This is a genomic window from Roseateles chitinivorans, assembly GCF_002761755.1.
Lineage (GTDB): Bacteria > Pseudomonadota > Gammaproteobacteria > Burkholderiales > Burkholderiaceae_C > Roseateles > Roseateles chitinivorans.
This window is the reverse complement of sequence record NZ_PEOG01000012.1, coordinates 25,823-41,781: the sequence shown is the minus strand read 5'-3', so window position 1 is coordinate 41,781 and position 15,959 is coordinate 25,823. Positions and strand designations below refer to the sequence as shown.

At 68.6% G+C, this 15,959-nt stretch carries 12 protein-coding genes and 4 tRNA genes; 1 reads left to right on the top strand and 15 read right to left on the bottom strand.

Going from position 1 to position 15,959, the window contains the following annotated elements; genetic code table 11:
• Positions 1-2 precede the first annotated feature (2 nt).
• From CS062_RS05660 to apbC, 9 genes are all read right to left on the bottom strand, one after another.
• Positions 3-893 (bottom strand): putative selenate ABC transporter substrate-binding protein, encoded by an 891-nt coding sequence (locus CS062_RS05660; RefSeq protein WP_099860467.1) that lies wholly within the window; start codon positions 891-893, stop codon positions 3-5.
• Between the two features lie 195 nt (positions 894-1,088).
• A tRNA-Sec gene (locus CS062_RS05655) sits at positions 1,089-1,184 on the bottom strand.
• A gap of 16 nt (positions 1,185-1,200) precedes the next feature.
• The gene (gene selB / locus CS062_RS05650; RefSeq protein WP_099860466.1) at positions 1,201-3,252 is read right to left on the bottom strand and encodes a selenocysteine-specific translation elongation factor; all 2,052 of its coding nucleotides are present in this window, start codon (positions 3,250-3,252) and stop codon (positions 1,201-1,203) included.
• Positions 3,249-4,646 (bottom strand): L-seryl-tRNA(Sec) selenium transferase, encoded by a 1,398-nt coding sequence (gene selA / locus CS062_RS05645; protein WP_233217932.1) that lies wholly within the window; start codon positions 4,644-4,646, stop codon positions 3,249-3,251. Before selA ends, selB begins: the two co-directional genes overlap by 4 nt.
• Before the next feature lie 209 nt (positions 4,647-4,855).
• Entirely contained in the window at positions 4,856-5,899 is a 1,044-nt protein-coding gene (fdhE, locus tag CS062_RS05640) for a formate dehydrogenase accessory protein FdhE (protein ID WP_099860465.1), read from the bottom strand.
• A complete protein-coding gene (locus tag CS062_RS05635; protein WP_099860464.1) occupies positions 5,896-6,516 on the bottom strand; it encodes a formate dehydrogenase subunit gamma in 621 nt (206 codons plus the stop codon). Before CS062_RS05635 ends, fdhE begins: the two co-directional genes overlap by 4 nt.
• A 19-nt stretch (positions 6,517-6,535) precedes the next feature.
• Positions 6,536-7,492 carry a formate dehydrogenase subunit beta gene (gene fdxH / locus CS062_RS05630; protein ID WP_099860463.1) on the bottom strand — a complete coding sequence of 319 codons (957 nt, stop codon included), beginning with the start codon at positions 7,490-7,492 and terminating at the stop codon, positions 6,536-6,538.
• A gap of 9 nt (positions 7,493-7,501) precedes the next feature.
• Positions 7,502-10,570: a formate dehydrogenase-N subunit alpha gene (gene fdnG / locus CS062_RS05625; RefSeq protein ID WP_143742258.1), complete on the bottom strand. Its 3,069-nt coding sequence runs from the start codon at positions 10,568-10,570 to the stop codon at positions 7,502-7,504.
• A gap of 208 nt (positions 10,571-10,778) precedes the next feature.
• A complete protein-coding gene (apbC, locus tag CS062_RS05615) occupies positions 10,779-11,873 on the bottom strand; it encodes an iron-sulfur cluster carrier protein ApbC (protein WP_099860460.1) in 1,095 nt (364 codons plus the stop codon).
• A 274-nt stretch (positions 11,874-12,147) separates the two neighbouring features.
• Between apbC and CS062_RS05610 the strand changes: the two genes are divergently transcribed.
• Positions 12,148-13,104: a glycosyltransferase family 32 protein gene (locus CS062_RS05610; protein ID WP_099860459.1), complete on the top strand. Its 957-nt coding sequence runs from the start codon at positions 12,148-12,150 to the stop codon at positions 13,102-13,104.
• Positions 13,105-13,223: 119 nt separating this feature from the next.
• Here CS062_RS05610 and CS062_RS05605 read toward each other — a convergent pair.
• From CS062_RS05605 to pal, 6 genes are all read right to left on the bottom strand, one after another.
• Positions 13,224-13,299, bottom strand: a tRNA-Lys gene (locus tag CS062_RS05605).
• A gap of 162 nt (positions 13,300-13,461) precedes the next feature.
• Positions 13,462-13,537 (bottom strand) — tRNA-Lys (locus CS062_RS05600).
• A gap of 23 nt (positions 13,538-13,560) precedes the next feature.
• Positions 13,561-13,636: transfer RNA gene (locus tag CS062_RS05595), tRNA-Lys, on the bottom strand.
• A gap of 87 nt (positions 13,637-13,723) precedes the next feature.
• The gene (locus CS062_RS05590; RefSeq protein WP_099860458.1) at positions 13,724-14,536 is read right to left on the bottom strand and encodes a tRNA threonylcarbamoyladenosine dehydratase; all 813 of its coding nucleotides are present in this window, start codon (positions 14,534-14,536) and stop codon (positions 13,724-13,726) included.
• 52 nt (positions 14,537-14,588) lie between these two features.
• Positions 14,589-15,398 (bottom strand): tol-pal system protein YbgF, encoded by an 810-nt coding sequence (ybgF, locus tag CS062_RS05585; protein ID WP_368372850.1) that lies wholly within the window; start codon positions 15,396-15,398, stop codon positions 14,589-14,591.
• 9 nt (positions 15,399-15,407) lie between these two features.
• Positions 15,408-15,938 carry a peptidoglycan-associated lipoprotein Pal gene (pal, locus tag CS062_RS05580; protein WP_099860457.1) on the bottom strand — a complete coding sequence of 177 codons (531 nt, stop codon included), beginning with the start codon at positions 15,936-15,938 and terminating at the stop codon, positions 15,408-15,410.
• Positions 15,939-15,959 lie beyond the last annotated feature (21 nt).

Below are 15,959 nucleotides of genomic sequence, written 5' to 3'. Positions count from 1 at the left end.
GTTCACTTCAGCAGGCCGGCGTTCTCGGCGGCTGCCTTGATGCCGGCGTAGTTCTCCGGCTGGGTCGGCACGAACTTCGTCGCACGCTGGAGCTCGAGGATCTCCTTGCCTTCCGGCGTCGAGGGGCTCAGTTTCAGGAATGCGGCCTTGAGCTTTTCCTTTGTCGCGGCGGGCAGGTCGGCGTGGACGCTCCAGTTGTAGTCGTAGTACGGCGGGGTGGTGAAGAACACCTTCAGCGCGCCGGTGTCGACCTTCTTCTCGGCGACCAGCTTTTCCCAGACGGAGATGTTGAGCGCGCCCGCGTCGACCTTGCCGGACGCCACTGCGGCGACGGTGGCGTCGTGCGCGCCGGAGAAGGAGATGCGCTTGAGGTCGGTATCGGGGTTGATCTTCGCGGCGAGGAGGAACGAGCGGGGCATCAGGTGCCCGGAGGTGGACGAGGCGGAGCCGAAGCTGAGCGTCTTGCCCTTCAGGTCCTCGAGCTTGTGGATGCCGGACTTGGCGTCGGTGATGAAGACGGAGCGGAATTTCTCGTCTTCTTCGCGCTGGACGAGCGGGACGATCTTGCCGCCGGAGCGCACGCTCGCCTGGACGAAGGTGAAGCCGCCGAACCAGGCGAGTTCGACCTTCTTGTTGGCAAGGGCCTCGACCGCCGCGGCGTAATCGGTGACGGGCGTCCACTCCACTTTCACGCCGAGTTCCTTCTCGAGGTACTTGCCCAGCGGCGCGAACTTGCGCGCGAGCTCGGTCGGCGACTCATCGGGAATGGCGGTCACGCGAAGGACCTGCTGAGCGGTCTGAGCCTGCGCGGAACCGATGCAGCTCGCTGCGATCAGCGAGGCGGTGGCGATCCCCTGCAGCGCACGGCTGACGCGGTGGTAAAGGCTAGACATCAACAAGCTCCAAAAGAGGGGTGGGTCTGATCCGAAGTCAAAAAACCTGCCGCCCCTAGGGCGGCCGCAAGCACCAGCGACATCGGATGGCCGTCGCGAGCGGCCCGAGGTTGCGCCGAGGAGCGGAGCCGTACTGTCGTACGGCGAGCACCGCAGGCGCAAGATCGGGCCGCGCAGCCGGCCAGCCGATGTTGCTGGCGGAGGGGCGTGGGGGTCGAACCCACCCGGCGATGCTTGGCATCACCCACCGGATTTGAAGTCCGGCCGATCCACCGGGATCGTTGCCCCTCCGTTGATCGTGGCGTGTTCATGCGGTGTCGGCGGCGTCGCCGTCGCCGTCGCCGTCGTCCCCGACGAACAGCTGGCAGTCGGCCCGCAGCCGGTGCACGTCCCCGACGCGCCGCAGCAGTCCGACCTTGTCGAAGAACTCCAGCACCTGGATCGCGCGCTTGCGGCCCAGGCCGCTGCGGTCGCGGAAGTCCGCCGCCTTGACATCGCCATCCGCCGCACACGCCCGCGCGATCCGGGCCAGTGCCTGGATCGCCGGGGGCGCATGGTACAGGTCCTTCACCACCTGGAACAGTTCGCCCCGCTGGGCCAGGCGTGCCAGCGTCGTGCGCACCAGCGCCTCGGGCTCGCCCGCCTCCTTCGCGAGATCCCGGGCCCAGACGCCCTCGAAGCCCGCCGCCAGCAGGCGCGGCAGCACCTTCTGCGCCAGGCGCTCGTCCAGCGCCGACAGCTGCACCCCATGCGCCGGCAGGTGCACGGTCGCGCCACTGACGACGACGCGTCCCGCGCCCGCCAGCCGCTGCACCAGCGCGCGCCACAGCGGTTCGGCCATGCGCGGCGCGGCCAGCCGGCGCCAGCGCGCGAGGTCGGGCCCGAGTTCCTCCGGCTGCTCCTGGTGATAGCGCTGCAAGCGCTCCTGCGCGGCATAGGCCCACTGCGCCGTCTGCGCGGCGCCGAGCGCCCACGCCGGCCCCTCCGCGCCCTGCACGACGGTGATCTCCGCCGCCACGGGGGCGCCCGGGCCCGCCTCGCGCGCACCGGCGCCGATCGCCGCCACCAGCGCCGCGCGGGCGGCGCCCGCCACGCCCTGTCCGGTCGCGAAACGGACCAGGTCGACGCCCATCGGCGCCTGGGCCAGCAGCCCTTCGAGCCGCTGCGGCGGCGTGTCGGCCGTGAGCGCGACCAGCTCCGCGAGCCGCTGCGGCGTGCGGCGATAGCGCGCCGGCGCCTGCGGATCCAGCACCACGCCGCCAGCCAGCGCCCGCGTCGCCGACGCATCGCGCAGCACGATCCGATCGCCGGCCCATGCGCCGATCGGGCGGTGCAACACCAGTTGCACGAACGCTTCGCCACCGGGCTGCAGCGCCTCGATCGGCTTCCCGCCAAGTCCGCCGAGCACCGCGACCGAGCCGGTCACCTGCGCGGCGCCGACATGCACATGCACCGGCGTGCCGCTGCGCAGCGCACGCGCCTCCTCGGGCCAGAGGCGCAGCCGCGCATCGAGGCGCTCCGTCCACTGGGCGATCTCCGGCGCGGCGAGGCACTGGCCGTGTCCGACCTGATCCTTCTCGAGGCCGACCAGCCCGATCGCGACGCGCTGCCCCGCCGATGCCCGGGGCGCCGCCGCGTTCTGCGCATGCAGGCTGCGCACGCGGGCGCGCAGCGGCGCCTGGCCCGGCGCAGGCGGCAACACCAGGAGTTCGTCGCCGACGGCCAGCTCGCCCGCATGCGCGGTCCCGGTGCAGACGGTCCCGACGCCCGGCAGGCTGAACACCCGATCGACCGCGAGCCGGAAGCCCAGTCCGCCCCGCACACGCGGCGGCAGCGCCGCGGCTTCGGCGATCAGGTGCTCGCGCAGCGGGCGCACGCCGACGCCGGTCGTCGCGGCGACCTCGAAGATCGGCGCGCCCGCGAGCGGCGTGCCCGCCACCAGCGCACGGATCTCGCCATGCCGACGCGCACGGGTGGCGTCGTCGACGCGATCGCATTTGGTCAGCGCGATCGTGCCGTGCTCGATGCCCAGCAGCGACAGCAGCGCCAGGTGCTCGCAGGTCTGCGGCATGACGCCGTCATCGGCCGCCACCAGCAGCAGCGCATGGTCGATGCCGGTCGCGCCCGACAGCATCGTGTGGATGAGCCGCTCATGACCGGGGACGTCGACGAAGCCGATGCGGGGCGTGCCGGTGGCCGACTCGCCGCCGGCGGCGTCGGCGTCCAGATAGGCATATCCCAGCGCGATGCTGATGCCGCGCCGCTTCTCCTCCGGCAGGCGATCGGTGTCGACGCCGGTGAGCGCTTTCACCAGCGTCGTCTTGCCATGGTCGATGTGGCCGGCGGTCCCGACGATCACGCGAGCGACTCCTTCAGCAGCGCGAGCTGGTCGATGAACTCGCCCTCCTCGCGCGCCTCGTCCAGGCAGCGCAGGTCCAGCCAGAGCTCGTCCGACTGCACCCGTGCGATCACCGGCAGCGGCAGCGCGCGCAGCGCGGTCAGCAGCTCGTCGAGCGCGCGTCCCACGCCGCGCTTGCCCGGCAATTGCGGGGTCAGCACCAGGCCCGACGACGGCAGCGTCTCCACCGGCAGCGAGCCCGAGCCGATCTGGCCCCGCATCGCGCTCACGCGCACCGCGAAGCGCGGCGCGACCGCGTCCTGGACGCGTGCCAGCAACCGGTCGGCCTGCGCCTGGATCTGATCGACCGGGCGCGTCAGCAGTCGCAGCGTCGGCAGGTCCTGCGTGAGCCGGTCGGGCTGCAGGTACAGCCGCAAGGTCGCCTCCAGCGCCGCCAGCGGCAGCTTGGAGAGCCGCAGCGCGCGCTTCATCGGGAACTTGCGGATCTTCTGGACCAGGTCCTGGCGGCCGACGATCAAGCCGGCCTGCGGTCCACCGAGCAGCTTGTCGCCGCTGAAGGTCACCACGTCGCAACCGTCGGCCAGCATCTGCTGCGGCAAGGGCTCGGCGGGCAGGCTCCACTGCGCCAGGTCCACCAGCGAGCCACTGCCCAGGTCCGTCATCAGCGGCACGCCCGCCGCGCGGGCGATCGGCGCCAGCTCCGCCTCGCTCACCGAGGCGGTGAAGCCCTGGATCGCGTAGTTGCTGGTGTGGACCTTCAGCAGCAACGCGGTCTGCGGGCCGATCGCGGCCTGGTAGTCCCGCGCATGAGTACGGTTGGTGGTGCCGACCTCGACCAGCCTCGCTCCGGCCGCCGCCATCACGTCGGGCATGCGGAACGCACCGCCGATCTCGACGAGTTCGCCGCGCGACACGATCGCCTCCTTGCCGCCGGCCAGCGCGGCGATGCCCAGCAGCACCGCGGCGGCGTTGTTGTTGACGACCGTCGCGGCCTCGGCGCCGGTGATCTCGCACAGCAGCGACTCGACGAGGCTGTCGCGGTCGCCGCGCTCGCCGCGCGCGAGGTCGAACTCCAGGTTGTTCGGCGATCCCATGCAAGCCAGCACCTGCTGCAGCGCTTCATCGGCCAGCAAGGCGCGGCCGAGGTTGGTGTGCAGCACGGTGCCGGTCAGGTTGATCACGCGGCGCATCCGCGGCGCCAGGCGCTGCTCGCAACGGCGTTCGAGCTCGGCCGGCAGGTGCCTCAGTTCATGCGCTGCCAGCGTGCCCTCGACTGCGCGCCGACGCCAGTCCTCGAGCAGCCGGCGCGCCTCCGCGGCGACGAAGGCATGGCCGTGGCGCGCCATCAGGTGGGTAACGGCCTCGTCGCGCAGCAGGCGGTCGACGGACGGCAAGTCCTTGGGGACGGCAGCTCCGGGAGCGGCGCTGACAGCGGCCGCAGCGCCATCCGCCGCAGCGGTGGCGGTGGCGGTGGCGGTGGTGGCAGCGACGGTGGCCGTAGCCACGGCGGTCGCGGCCGTTGCGCCATGCGCGAGTGAGTCGGAAGCGGCTGCCGGGGAGCCTGCCGTCGGACCATGAACCATGGATGCCTCGGGCTTCATGCTCAGCGCCCTCCGGGGGGAGCGGCGCCGGTGCCGGCGCGCCCGGGCGGCGCGTCGTCGTGCGAGGCCTCCGCCTCGCCCAGGATCAGCATCGGGTTGAAGCCCTGACGCACCAGGCCGAGTTCGCCGACCAGCAGGTCCAGCGTCAGCGTGGCCAGGTCGTCGGCCAGGGGCTCGACCTGCAGGTCCTTCTCCATGTGGACCTGCTTGAGATAGTGCCCGCAGGTCTCGCAGCACTCGGCGGCGACCGCCTCGGACTTCCGGCCCTCGTCGTCGACCAGGGTCTGGAAGCTGATGCCCTTGGTGCCCTGGCAATGCGTGCACTTGATGCGCACGTAATGCCATTGCGCGCCACACAGCGAGCAGGCCAGGAAGCGCTGCCCCGACTGCTCGGCCGCGACGCGGGTGATCGAGGCCACCGGCCGCGAGCCGCAGCAGGGGCACACCGTCGGGTCGTCGATCATGCCGAACGGGGCGACGTTCTCGCCCTGGTCGCTGCGCTCGTAGCGTTCCTGCAAGCCGGTGACCAGGCGGGTCCAGTGCACCTGCAGCGCCGCGGCAATCAGCGGCGCCGCCGCCGGATCCAGGCCCGGTCCGCCCCCGGCGAGCAGCGCGCCGGCCTGCTGCTCCAGCCAGACCTCGTCCGCCTGCGCCAGCCGGGCGACCAGCGCCTTCGCCGCTTCGGGAATCGCCGCCGCGCTCATCGCGGTCAACAGCGCCCGGAGTTCCTCACGCCAGACGGCATCGCGCGGATGCCCCTGAGCCTCCACCGGCGGCAGCCCACCGACCATCGCGCCGTTGATCAGCACCTCGTCCGGCAGCTTCAGCGCGCGGGGCTGCTTCAACAGCTCATGCTGCCGCTGCGCCAGTTCGGCCACGAACAGCAGGTAGTCCCGCATCGCATGGCCGTCGGCGAGCTGGCGCAGCCGCAGTGCGCGCTCGGCGAAGAGACCGGGTTCGGGCACCTTCACCGGTGCGACACGGGCGCCGGCATTGACGGCGATCTCTTCCGGGCTCATCACCCGGATCGGGCTGCTGGGGGTCATGCGGGGGGACGTTCCTTCACTGCCTTGTGCCACAGCGGGTGGTGGTGCGCGGCCCAGGTGTCGGTGACCGTACCACGGGTCATCGCCCGGAACGAGCCCTTGACCCAGATCGCGGCATAGACATGGATGATGATCGTCAGGATCAGGATCGCCGCCGCCGCCGCGTGCAGCACCACCGCGACGCGGCGCATCAGGATGTTCCCGTCGGGGAACCAGGCGTGCCAGAACATGAAGCCGGTCACCAACAGGATCAGCAGCGACACCACCATGATCCAGAACACGATCTTCTGGCCGGCGTTGTACTTGTGCGCCGGCTGCGTGCCGTGCTTGTGGCCGCCGAAGATCATGTCCCCGCTCTGGCGCATCCATTGGCGGTCGACGTCGGTCCAGCGGTTGTCCCGCCACATCTGCGCCGCCAGGAACGCGAACGCGATCACCATGCCCAGCCCCATGTAGGGATGCAGGATGCGCGCCCACGGGCCGCCGCCGAAGAGGTGGGTCAGGAAATACAGGCTCGGATGGAAGAAGGCCAGGCCCGACAGCCCGGCGCACAGGAACAGCAGCACGATGAGCCAGTGGTTGATCCGCTGGCTGTCGCGGTAGCGTTGCAGCAACATGTCGATCTCCCGGTGAAGGTCAGAGACCACCGCCCGCCGGCGGGACGGTGCCGTCGCGCGGCGCGTCGCCGTGCTTCGCGCGCTCGTAGGCGAGTTCCTCGTCCTCGTCCGGCTCATCGTGCCCGGTCTTCTGCGGCCCGACCTTCATGTAATGGAAGAAGCCCGCCACCGCCGCGCCGATCATCGCGGCCACCGCCAGCGGCTTGGCCGCGCCCTTCCACAGCGACACCAGCGGGCTGATCTGCGGATCCTTGGGCAGGCCGTGATACAGCGTGGGCTGGTCGGCGTGCTGCAGCACGTACATGACGTGCGTGCCGCCCACGCCCTGCGGGTCGTAGACGCCGGCGTTCTGGTAGCCGCGCTCCTTCAGGTCGACGATGCGATCGGCGGCGAACTCGTGCATGTCCTCCTTCGAGCCGAAACGGATCGCCCCGGTCGGGCAGGCCTTCACGCACGCGGGCTCCAGGCCCACGCCGACCCGGTCCGAGCACAGGCTGCACTTGTAGGCCTTGTTGTCGGCCTTGCTGATGCGCGGCACGTCGAACGGGCAGCCCGTCACGCAGTTGCCGCAGCCGATGCAGTGCTCGGAGATGAAGTCGACGATGCCGTTCTGGTACTTGACGATCGCGCCGGGCGCGGGACAGCTCTTCAGGCAGCCGGGGTCGTCGCAGTGCATGCAGCCGTCCTTGCGGATCAGCCACTCCAGCTTGTTCTCGACGACCTCGACCTCCGAGAACCGCATCACCGTCCACGACTGCGGCGTGAGGTCGCGCGGGTTGTCGTAGGTGCCGTGGGTGTCGCCGACATCGTCGCGCAGGTCGTTCCACTGCATGCAGGCCACCTGGCAGGCTTTGCAGCCGATGCAGGACGACACGTCGATCAGCTTGGCGACCTCCGGCGTCGTGCGCCGCGCGTCGGGACTGGGCAGCGTCGTGGCGGAGCGCAGCGCGATGTCGAGGGATTGCAATGAAGACATGGCAGTTCCTCAGGCTTTCTCGATGTTGACGGTGAAGCTCTTGAACTCCGGCGTCTGGGTATTGGCATCGCCCACGAACGGGGTGAGCGTGTTCACCAGATAACCGGGCTTGGCCACGCCGACGAAGCCCCAGTGGTTGGGCAGGCCCACCGTGTGGACCCGCTTGCCGCCGACATCCAGCGACGCCACCCGCTTGGTCACCACCGCCACGGCCTTGATGAAGCCGCGGTTGGAACTGACCTTCACCTGGTCGCCGTTGGCGATCCCCTTCTCCTTCGCGAGTTCCTCGCCGATCTCCACGAACTGCTGCGGCTGGATCACCGCGCTGGTCCGCACGTTCTTGGTCCAGTAATGGAAGTGCTCGGTGAGCCGGTAGCTCGTCGCCACATACGGGAACTTGTCCGGCTTGCCGAACGCCTCGCGGTCGGCCTTGAACACCCGGCCCGCCGGGTTGTTCATCGCCTTGGGGTTGTTCGGGTGCATCGGGTTCACCGTCAGCGGCGACTCGAACGGCTCATAGTGCTCCGGCAGCGGGCCGTCGACCATGCCGGTCGGCGCGAACAGCCGCGCCACGCCCTCGGCGGTCATGATGAAGGGCCGTACCGCGTCCTCGTCGTTGGGATTGGCATCGGGCCGGATGTCCGGCACGTCCGAGCCGCCCCACTTGTCGGTGAACGCCACCAGCCGCCGCTTCGGATTCCACGGCTTGCCGGTCGGGTCGCAGGACGCGGCGTTGTAGAGCACGCGCCGGTTCGCCGGCCAGGCCCAGGCCCAGTTCAGCGTCTGGCCGATGCCCCACGGATCGCTGTTGTCGCGCCGCGCCATCTGGTTGCCGGCCTGCGTCCACGCGCCCGTGTAGATCCAGCAGCCGCTGGACGTCGAGCCGTCGTCGCGCAGCAGGCCGAAACCCGAGAGCTGCTCGCCGGCCTTGGCCAGGACCTTGGTCGGGTCCTTCGGATCGGTCACGTCGGCCAGCGCCTTGCCGTTGTATTCCATCGCCAGCTCCTCGGCCGAGGGGCTGTGGGGAATCTTGTACGGCCAGCTCAGGTTGACGATCGGGTCGGGGAACGCGCCGCCGTCCTTCACGTACAGCGCGCGCAGGCGCAGGAAGATCTCCGCGATGATCTCGGCGTCGCCCTTGGCCTCGCCCGGCGGCTCGGCGCCCTTCCAGTGCCACTGCAGCCAGCGGCCGGAGTTGGTCAGCGAGCCCTCCTCCTCCGCGAAGCAGGTGCTCGGGAAGCGGAACACCACCGTCTGGATCTCCTCGCTCTTCACGTCGTTGTGCTCGCCGTAGTTCTTCCAGAACTCGGCGGTCTCCGTGTTGAGCGGGTCGATGATGGCGAGGAACTTCAGCCTGGACAGGCTCTCGATCACCTTCTTCTTGTTGGGGAAGGAGCCCACCGGGTTGAAGCCCTGGCAGATGTAGCCGTTGACCTTGCCCTGGTGCATCAGCTCGAAGGCCTGCAGCACGTCATAGCCCTTGTCCCACTTGGGCAGGTAGTGGAACGCCCAGTCGTTTTCCTTGGTCGCGGCCTTGCCCCACCAGGCCTTCTGCTGGCTGACGAAGAACTTCGGGTAGTTCTGCCAGAAGCTCATCTGGTTGGGACGCAGCGGCTTGAGCGCGCGGGTCTTGTAGTAGGTCTCGAGGTCCTGCTCCGAGTCCTTCGCCAGCGACATGTAGCCCGTCAGCGAGGTGGACAGCAGCCCCAGGTCGGTCAGGCCCTGGATGTTGCTGTGACCGCGCAGCGCGTTCATCCCGCCGCCCGGCTGGCCGATGTTGCCCAGCAGCAGCTGCATCAGCGCGCCGGTGCGGATGATCTGCGAGCCCTGGCTGTGCTGCGTCCAGCCCAGCGCGTACATCACCGTCATCACCTTGCCGGGGACCGAGGTCTCGGCGATCTGCCTGCAGATCTCCACGAACTTGTCCTTCGGCGTGCCGCAGATCTCGCTGACCTTCTCCGGCGTGTAGCGCGCGTAATGCCGCTTCATGACGTTGAGCACGCAGCGCGGGTGCTCCATCGTCATGTCGACCTTGGCGAAGCCCTTCTCGTCGAGCTCATAGGCCCAGGACGCGTTGTTGTAAGCACGCCTGGCCTCGTCATAGCCGGAGAAGAGGCCGTCCTCGAACTTGTAGCCCTCGTTGATCAGGAAGGTCGCGTTCGTGTAATGGCGGACGTACTCCTTCTGGATCTTGTCGTTGCTCAGCAGGTAGTTGATGACGCCGCCGAGGAAGGCGATGTCCGACCCCGCGCGGATCGGCGCGTAATAGTCGCTCATCGCCGCCGAGCGCGTGAAGCGCGGGTCGACGACGATCAGCCGGGCCTTGTTGTGATGCTTGGCCTCGATCACCCACTTGAAGCCGCAGGGGTGCGCCTCGGCGGCATTGCCGCCCATGATCAGGACGAGATCGGCGTTCTTGATGTCCACCCAATGGTTGGTCATCGCACCGCGACCGAACGTCGGGGCCAGACTGGCCACCGTCGGTCCGTGTCAAACGCGGGCCTGGTTGTCGAACGCGAGCATCCCCGTCGAGCGCATCGCCTTGTGGGTGATGTAGCCCGATTCGTTCGAGGACGCGGAGGCGCAGATCATGCCGGTGGACAGCCACCGGTTGACCGTCTTGCCATCGGCATTGGTGGCGATGAAGTTGGCGTCGCGGTCGGCCTTGAGCAGCTTGACGAAGCGGTTCATCGCCTCGTCCCAGCTGACGCGCTTCCACTCCTTGGACCCGGCCTCGCGGATCTCCGGGTACTTCAGCCGGTTGGGGCTGTGCACGAAGTCCAGCAGGCCGGCGCCCTTGGGGCACAGCGTGCCGCGATTGACCGGGTGGTCGGGATCGCCCTCGATGTGGACGATCTCGGACGTGACGTTCTTCGCCTTGTCGCCCAGCGAGTACATGATGATCCCGCAGCCTACCGAGCAGTAGGGGCAGGTGTTGCGTGTCTCGGTCGCCCGGGCGAGCTTGAACTGGCGCGTCTCCGCCAGCGCAGCGGTTGGGGAGAAACCCAACGCGACGAGGCTGGAGCCCATCACGGCCGCCCCGCTCACCCGGAAGAAGCTCCTCCGGTTCATGTCCATCGCTTGTGCCTCCTGGGTTCGACGCCGTTGCCGACCTGGGTGAATCGCACGACCGTCACGCGGCCCGTTCAAGTATTTCGGCACAAAGCCCTGGCTTTGTCCAATACGGACTCACCCTTTGACGAGAGGGCGAACCGCAGGACGCACACCGGATGGGAGAGGTTTTTCCTGAGCGCACCGTTGTGCGCTGCAGCACCGGCGGGTGGGGTCAGGTGTTTTTCGAGATGGTGATCGTCGGGAACCTGGACGAGTAGTCCTTGGCCTGGCCCGCCAGCTTCACCGCGATCTTGCGTGCGATCTGCCTGTAGGCCTGGGCATGCGGGCCGTCGGGCTCGGCCACGACGGTGGGCTTGCCGCTGTCGGCCTGCTCGCGGATGGACAGCGCCAGCGGCAACGAGCCCAGCAGCTCCTGGCTGTACTGGTCCGCCATGCGCTGGCCGCCGCCGCTGCCGAAGATGTGCTCGGCGTGGCCGCAGTGGCTGCAGATGTGGATCGCCATGTTCTCCACGATGCCCAGGATCGGCACGCCGACCTTCTCGAACATCTTCAGGCCCTTCTTCGCATCGATCAGCGCGATGTCCTGCGGCGTCGTCACGATCACCGCGCCGCTCACCGGCACGCGCTGCGACAAGGTCAGCTGGATGTCGCCGGTGCCCGGGGGCATGTCGATGACCAGGTAGTCCAGGTCGCGCCAGCGCGTCTGGCGCAGCAACTGCTCCAGCGCCTGCGTCGCCATCGGGCCGCGCCAGACCATCGCCTGGTCGTCCTCGACCAGGAAGCCGATCGACATCAGCTGCAGGCCGTGCGATTCGAGCGGCTCCATCGTCTGGCCGTCGGTGCTTTCCGGGCGGCCGTGCACGCCGAGCATCAGAGGCAGGCTGGGGCCGTAGATGTCGGCGTCCAGCAGGCCGACGGTGGCGCCCTCGGCCGACAACGCCAGCGCCAGGTTGGCTGCCGTGGTGCTCTTGCCGACACCGCCCTTGCCCGAGGCGACGGCAATGATGTTCTTCACGCCGGGCAGCAACTGGACGCCGCGCTGCACCGCATGCGCGATCACCTTGCTGTTCAGCCCGACGCTGACGTTGCCCACGCCGGGCACCGAGCGGGCGGCCGCCACGAGCGCGGCACGCAGGGCATCGATCTGGCTCGCCGCGGGATAGCCGAGCTCGACATCGAAGCTGACCGTGTCGCCCGCGATCTTCATGTTGCGCAACTGCTTCGTCGAGACGAAGTCGCGACCGGTGTTGGGGTCGATGACCTGTTGCAGGGCCTGGAGCAGCTGGACTTCGGGGATCTGGGACATGGGGAATGCGGCGGAGCGGGTCGCGAGGACCCGGGAGTCGGAAGAACTGGCGAACGGCGGGAAGACCCGCTCGGGCGCTGCGCCCGGTCGGCGGACGCTCGGGCCGAGCAGTCTAGCCCAGCCTGAAAAGGCACTGGTGGCCGGCGGAACGTCCGCACGGCGCATGCCGCCTGCTCATTGAAGCAAATGCTGTTCACGGCAGGTCAGAACCAGGCCCAGGTCGACCGATCGAGGCCATGTCCGGCGAGCGCGCGCACGCCGAGCATGCACGGCCATGAAATTCAAGATCCTTGCAGCGCTCCTGCGGTTGATGGGCCCCATCGCGGGCGGCCTGCATCGGCTTCGGACGCGCAGCCCTCGCTCGCGCAGAGCCTGGTCCAGCCAAGCGGTTGTCGAGCCACCCCGGGCGGCGGTCCCCCGCATCATCTGGAGCTACTGGCATGCTGTCGAGCTTCCTCCGGTCGTCGCGGCCTGCGTCGCGAACTGGCGGCGGCACGCGCGCGGCTACACGATCCGCCTGCTGCATCGCGACACGGCGCTGGCGGCGCTCGATGGACTGCCGCTGCCTCCGGCCTTCGAGACCTGGCCGGCCTATCGGCAGGCCGACTGGCTGCGGGTCGCGCTGGTCGGCCGACATGGCGGCCTGTGGCTCGATGCCAGTCTGTTCCTGACGCGCTCGCCCGACTGGCTGCTGGCGCTGGCCACCCGCAGGCGTGGATTCGCAGGCTTTCACCTGAATGCAACAGACAGCGTGGCAGGCGAGTCGGCAGCCTGCCCCTACCTGGAGAACTGGTGCTTCGCGGCACCGCCGGGCGATCGATTCGTGCTGGCCTGGGAAGCGGAACTGCGGCGGGCGATGGTCCACGGCGAGGCCGCCTATCTCGCTCAACTGGGTGACGCGCGGGACGCGCTGCTGGCCGGCATTGACGGGCCACACTATCTGGTCATGCATGTGGCGGCTCGCGTGGTGTTGCGACGTGAGGGACCCTTCAACGTGCATCTGCTGCCGGCGGCGGATTCGGCGTTCTTCTACCAGTCCCGTACCGGCTGGCGACGCTGGCGATTGATGCTGGCCCTGTTGGGCTGGGGACGCCGCCAGGACACGCCGCTGGTGAAGCTCCGCGGCGCGGAGCGGCGTCGACTCGGCGCCCAGTGCGCGCACCAGCCGCCGTTACCCCACAGCCTCGTCGCGACCGAGTTGCCCGAGCTCGCGGCGCGGTCGCTCACCTGACTCACTGGGCCGCACGGCTTCACGTCGAGCCAGAACGAAAAAAGGCTGCAGCATCCGCTGCAGCCTTTTCGGCGACTCCAGAATCGATTCACCGCAGTGATTCGATATCGGAGCGAATTTGGTGGGCCCTGAAGGATTCGAACCTTCGACCAACGGATTAAGAGTCCGCTGCTCTACCAACTGAGCTAAGAGCCCGAGATTCTTTTTCGTTCCACTGGATTCTGTCGAATCCGGCGAGACCGAGATTATGTCAGATATTCAGTCCGCTTGGCACCGAATCCTCGCTGACTTCGTTTCGTCGTCCATGAATCGCACGCGAGTCGCGATTTCCGTTTCGACGATCCGACAAGGATCGGTTGGTGGGCCCTGAAGGATTCGAACCTTCGACCAACGGATTAAGAGTCCGCTGCTCTACCAACTGAGCTAAGAGCCCCCAAGAAAACCATCCGAAGTGGGTGGTGGGTCGTGCAGGATTCGAACCTGCGACCAACGGATTAAAAGTCCGCTGCTCTACCGACTGAGCTAACGACCCGAAGCCGCACTTCAAGCAGTGAAGGCCGGGTTGCCCCGACCTCCGCTGCGTCGCTTCGAGGTGTTTGCCCCTCAGCAGAGCCTCACATTATAGGGCGGTTTTTTGCTGGCGCGCAAGCGTCTTCAAATAGCGTCGCACCAGCTCCGCCGCCGCGACCATGCCGAAGCCGGCCGTGACCGCCACGCTGGAGCCATAGCCATGGCAATTCAGGTTGGCGTCCAGGTCGCAGACCGCCACGCCCTCGGGTCGTGTGACCGGTTCGCGCGAGAACACGCAGGTGACGTCCATCTTCCCGGCGCGCGGCGCGCCATGGAATTTGCGCAGCCGCTGCCGCAGATTGACCAGCAGCGGATCGTGCGTGGTCTCGGCCAGATCCAGGATCTCCACGTCCTGCGGCCGATGCTTGCCGCCGGCCGCGCCAATGCAGACCTGCGGCAGCCGCAGCGCCCTCGCCCAGGCCGCGATCCGCGCCTTGGCACGCACCTGATCACAGGCGTCGACGATGCCATCCACCTGCACGTCGCCCAGCAGCGCGGGCCAGTTCTGGTCGTCGACGAAGTCCTCGATGGTGAGGACCTCGCAACCGGGATGGATGTCGGCGATGCGCTGCTTCAGCGCTTCGGCCTTGGCCATGCCCAGCGTGCTGCCCAGCGCCTGCACCTGGCGGTTGATGTTGGATTCGGCGACATGGTCCAGGTCGACCAGCACCAGCCGCGCGACGCCCATGCGGGCCAGCGCCTCGACGACCCACGAGCCCACGCCGCCCAGGCCGACGACGCAGAAGCGCGCCGCGCGCAGCCGTGCGTAGTCGCGTTCGCCGTGGAGACGGCGCAGGCCGCCGAAGCGACGCTCCGCATCGGCTTCCAGGTCGAGGGGGCCATGCCCGGTGTCAAGGCTCACGATGCTCGCGCGCAGGAGCGCGCCTCATGACAGGTGGGAGGACGGCCGCGGCTCAGCGCAGGCCGGCCGCGCGTTCCTTCGCGGCCCGGGCCGCCTCACTGCCGGGATAAGCCTTCTGCAGGTCATCCAGCGTCTTGCGGGCGCTCTTGGTGTCCTTGAGCTCGATCTGGCAATTGGCGATGGCCAGCAGGCTCTCGGCCGCGCGCGGGTGATCCGGATTGGCGGCGACGAAGGCCTTGAAGGTCGCGATCGCGCCCTTGTAGTCGCGCTTGCCGTACTGGGCATTGCCCAGCCAGAAGCGCACCGAATCGGAATAGCCGCTCGCCGGGAACCGGGTCAGAAAGGTGGTGAAGGCGGACACCGCCTCGTTGAAGTCGCCGCGCCGGATCAGGCCCATCGCGGCATCGAACTGGCGCTTCTCTTCCGGATCGGCCTGGAATTCCTTGCCGTCCAGCGACACCTTCTGCGGCTCCAGCGGGCGCAGCCGGTTGTCGAGCGTGGCCGACTGGTCGGCCACCTTGCGCTGGGTGTCGGACAGGTCGCGCGCCAGCTGTTCGTTCTGGCCGCGCATGCGGGCCAGGTCCGACTTCAGCGCCTCGATCTGGCCGGACAGATCCAGCAGACCGCGCCGGGCGGTCTCGAGCTGGTTCTGCAGATCCGAGATCCGGGCACGCTGCGACTCCTCGTTCTGCGCCATCTTGGTCCGCAGGTCGAGGATGGCCTTGCGGGCCTCGTCGTCCTCGAACAGCGCCGCCCGCGCGGGGCCGGCGGCGTTCAGCGCCAGCAGCACGCCGAGCAGCGCGGCACGCGCCACCGCCGTCGGCGAGGAGGGAAAGGAACGGAGGGGTCGCAGCATGCTCATGTCACCGGATTACTTGTCGCGCAGCTCGACGCGGCGGTTCTTGGCCCAGGCTTCCTCGTTGTGGCCGGTGTCGGCCGGACGCTCCTTGCCGAAGCTCACCGGCTCGACCTGGTTGGCGGCCACGCCCAGCAGCGTCAGCGACTTGGCGACGGCTTCCGCACGCTTCTGGCCCAGGGCCAGGTTGTACTCGCGGCCACCGCGCTCGTCGGCGTGGCCTTCCAGGCTCAGCGCCAGCGTCTTCTTGTTGTTCAGACGCTTGGCGTGGTTCTCGATCAGCGAGCGGTATTCGTCCTTCACGACGAAGCTGTCGAAGTCGAAGTACACGACGCGCTGGTTGGAGACGGCGGCGTCCAGCTGGGCGCCCAGGTCCACGGTCTGCACCGGACGCTGGCCGGCGTTGTCGGTCGTCGGACCGGTCGGCGCGGTGGACTGCGTCGGGGTCTTGTTCTCGACCGGGGCCGGTTCGTCCAGCTTGGTCGAGCTGCAGGCGGTCAGGGCTGCCGCGGCCACCAGGCCAAGCATCAGTTTTTCGATTTTCATGGGCAAACGCTCCTATGGGTC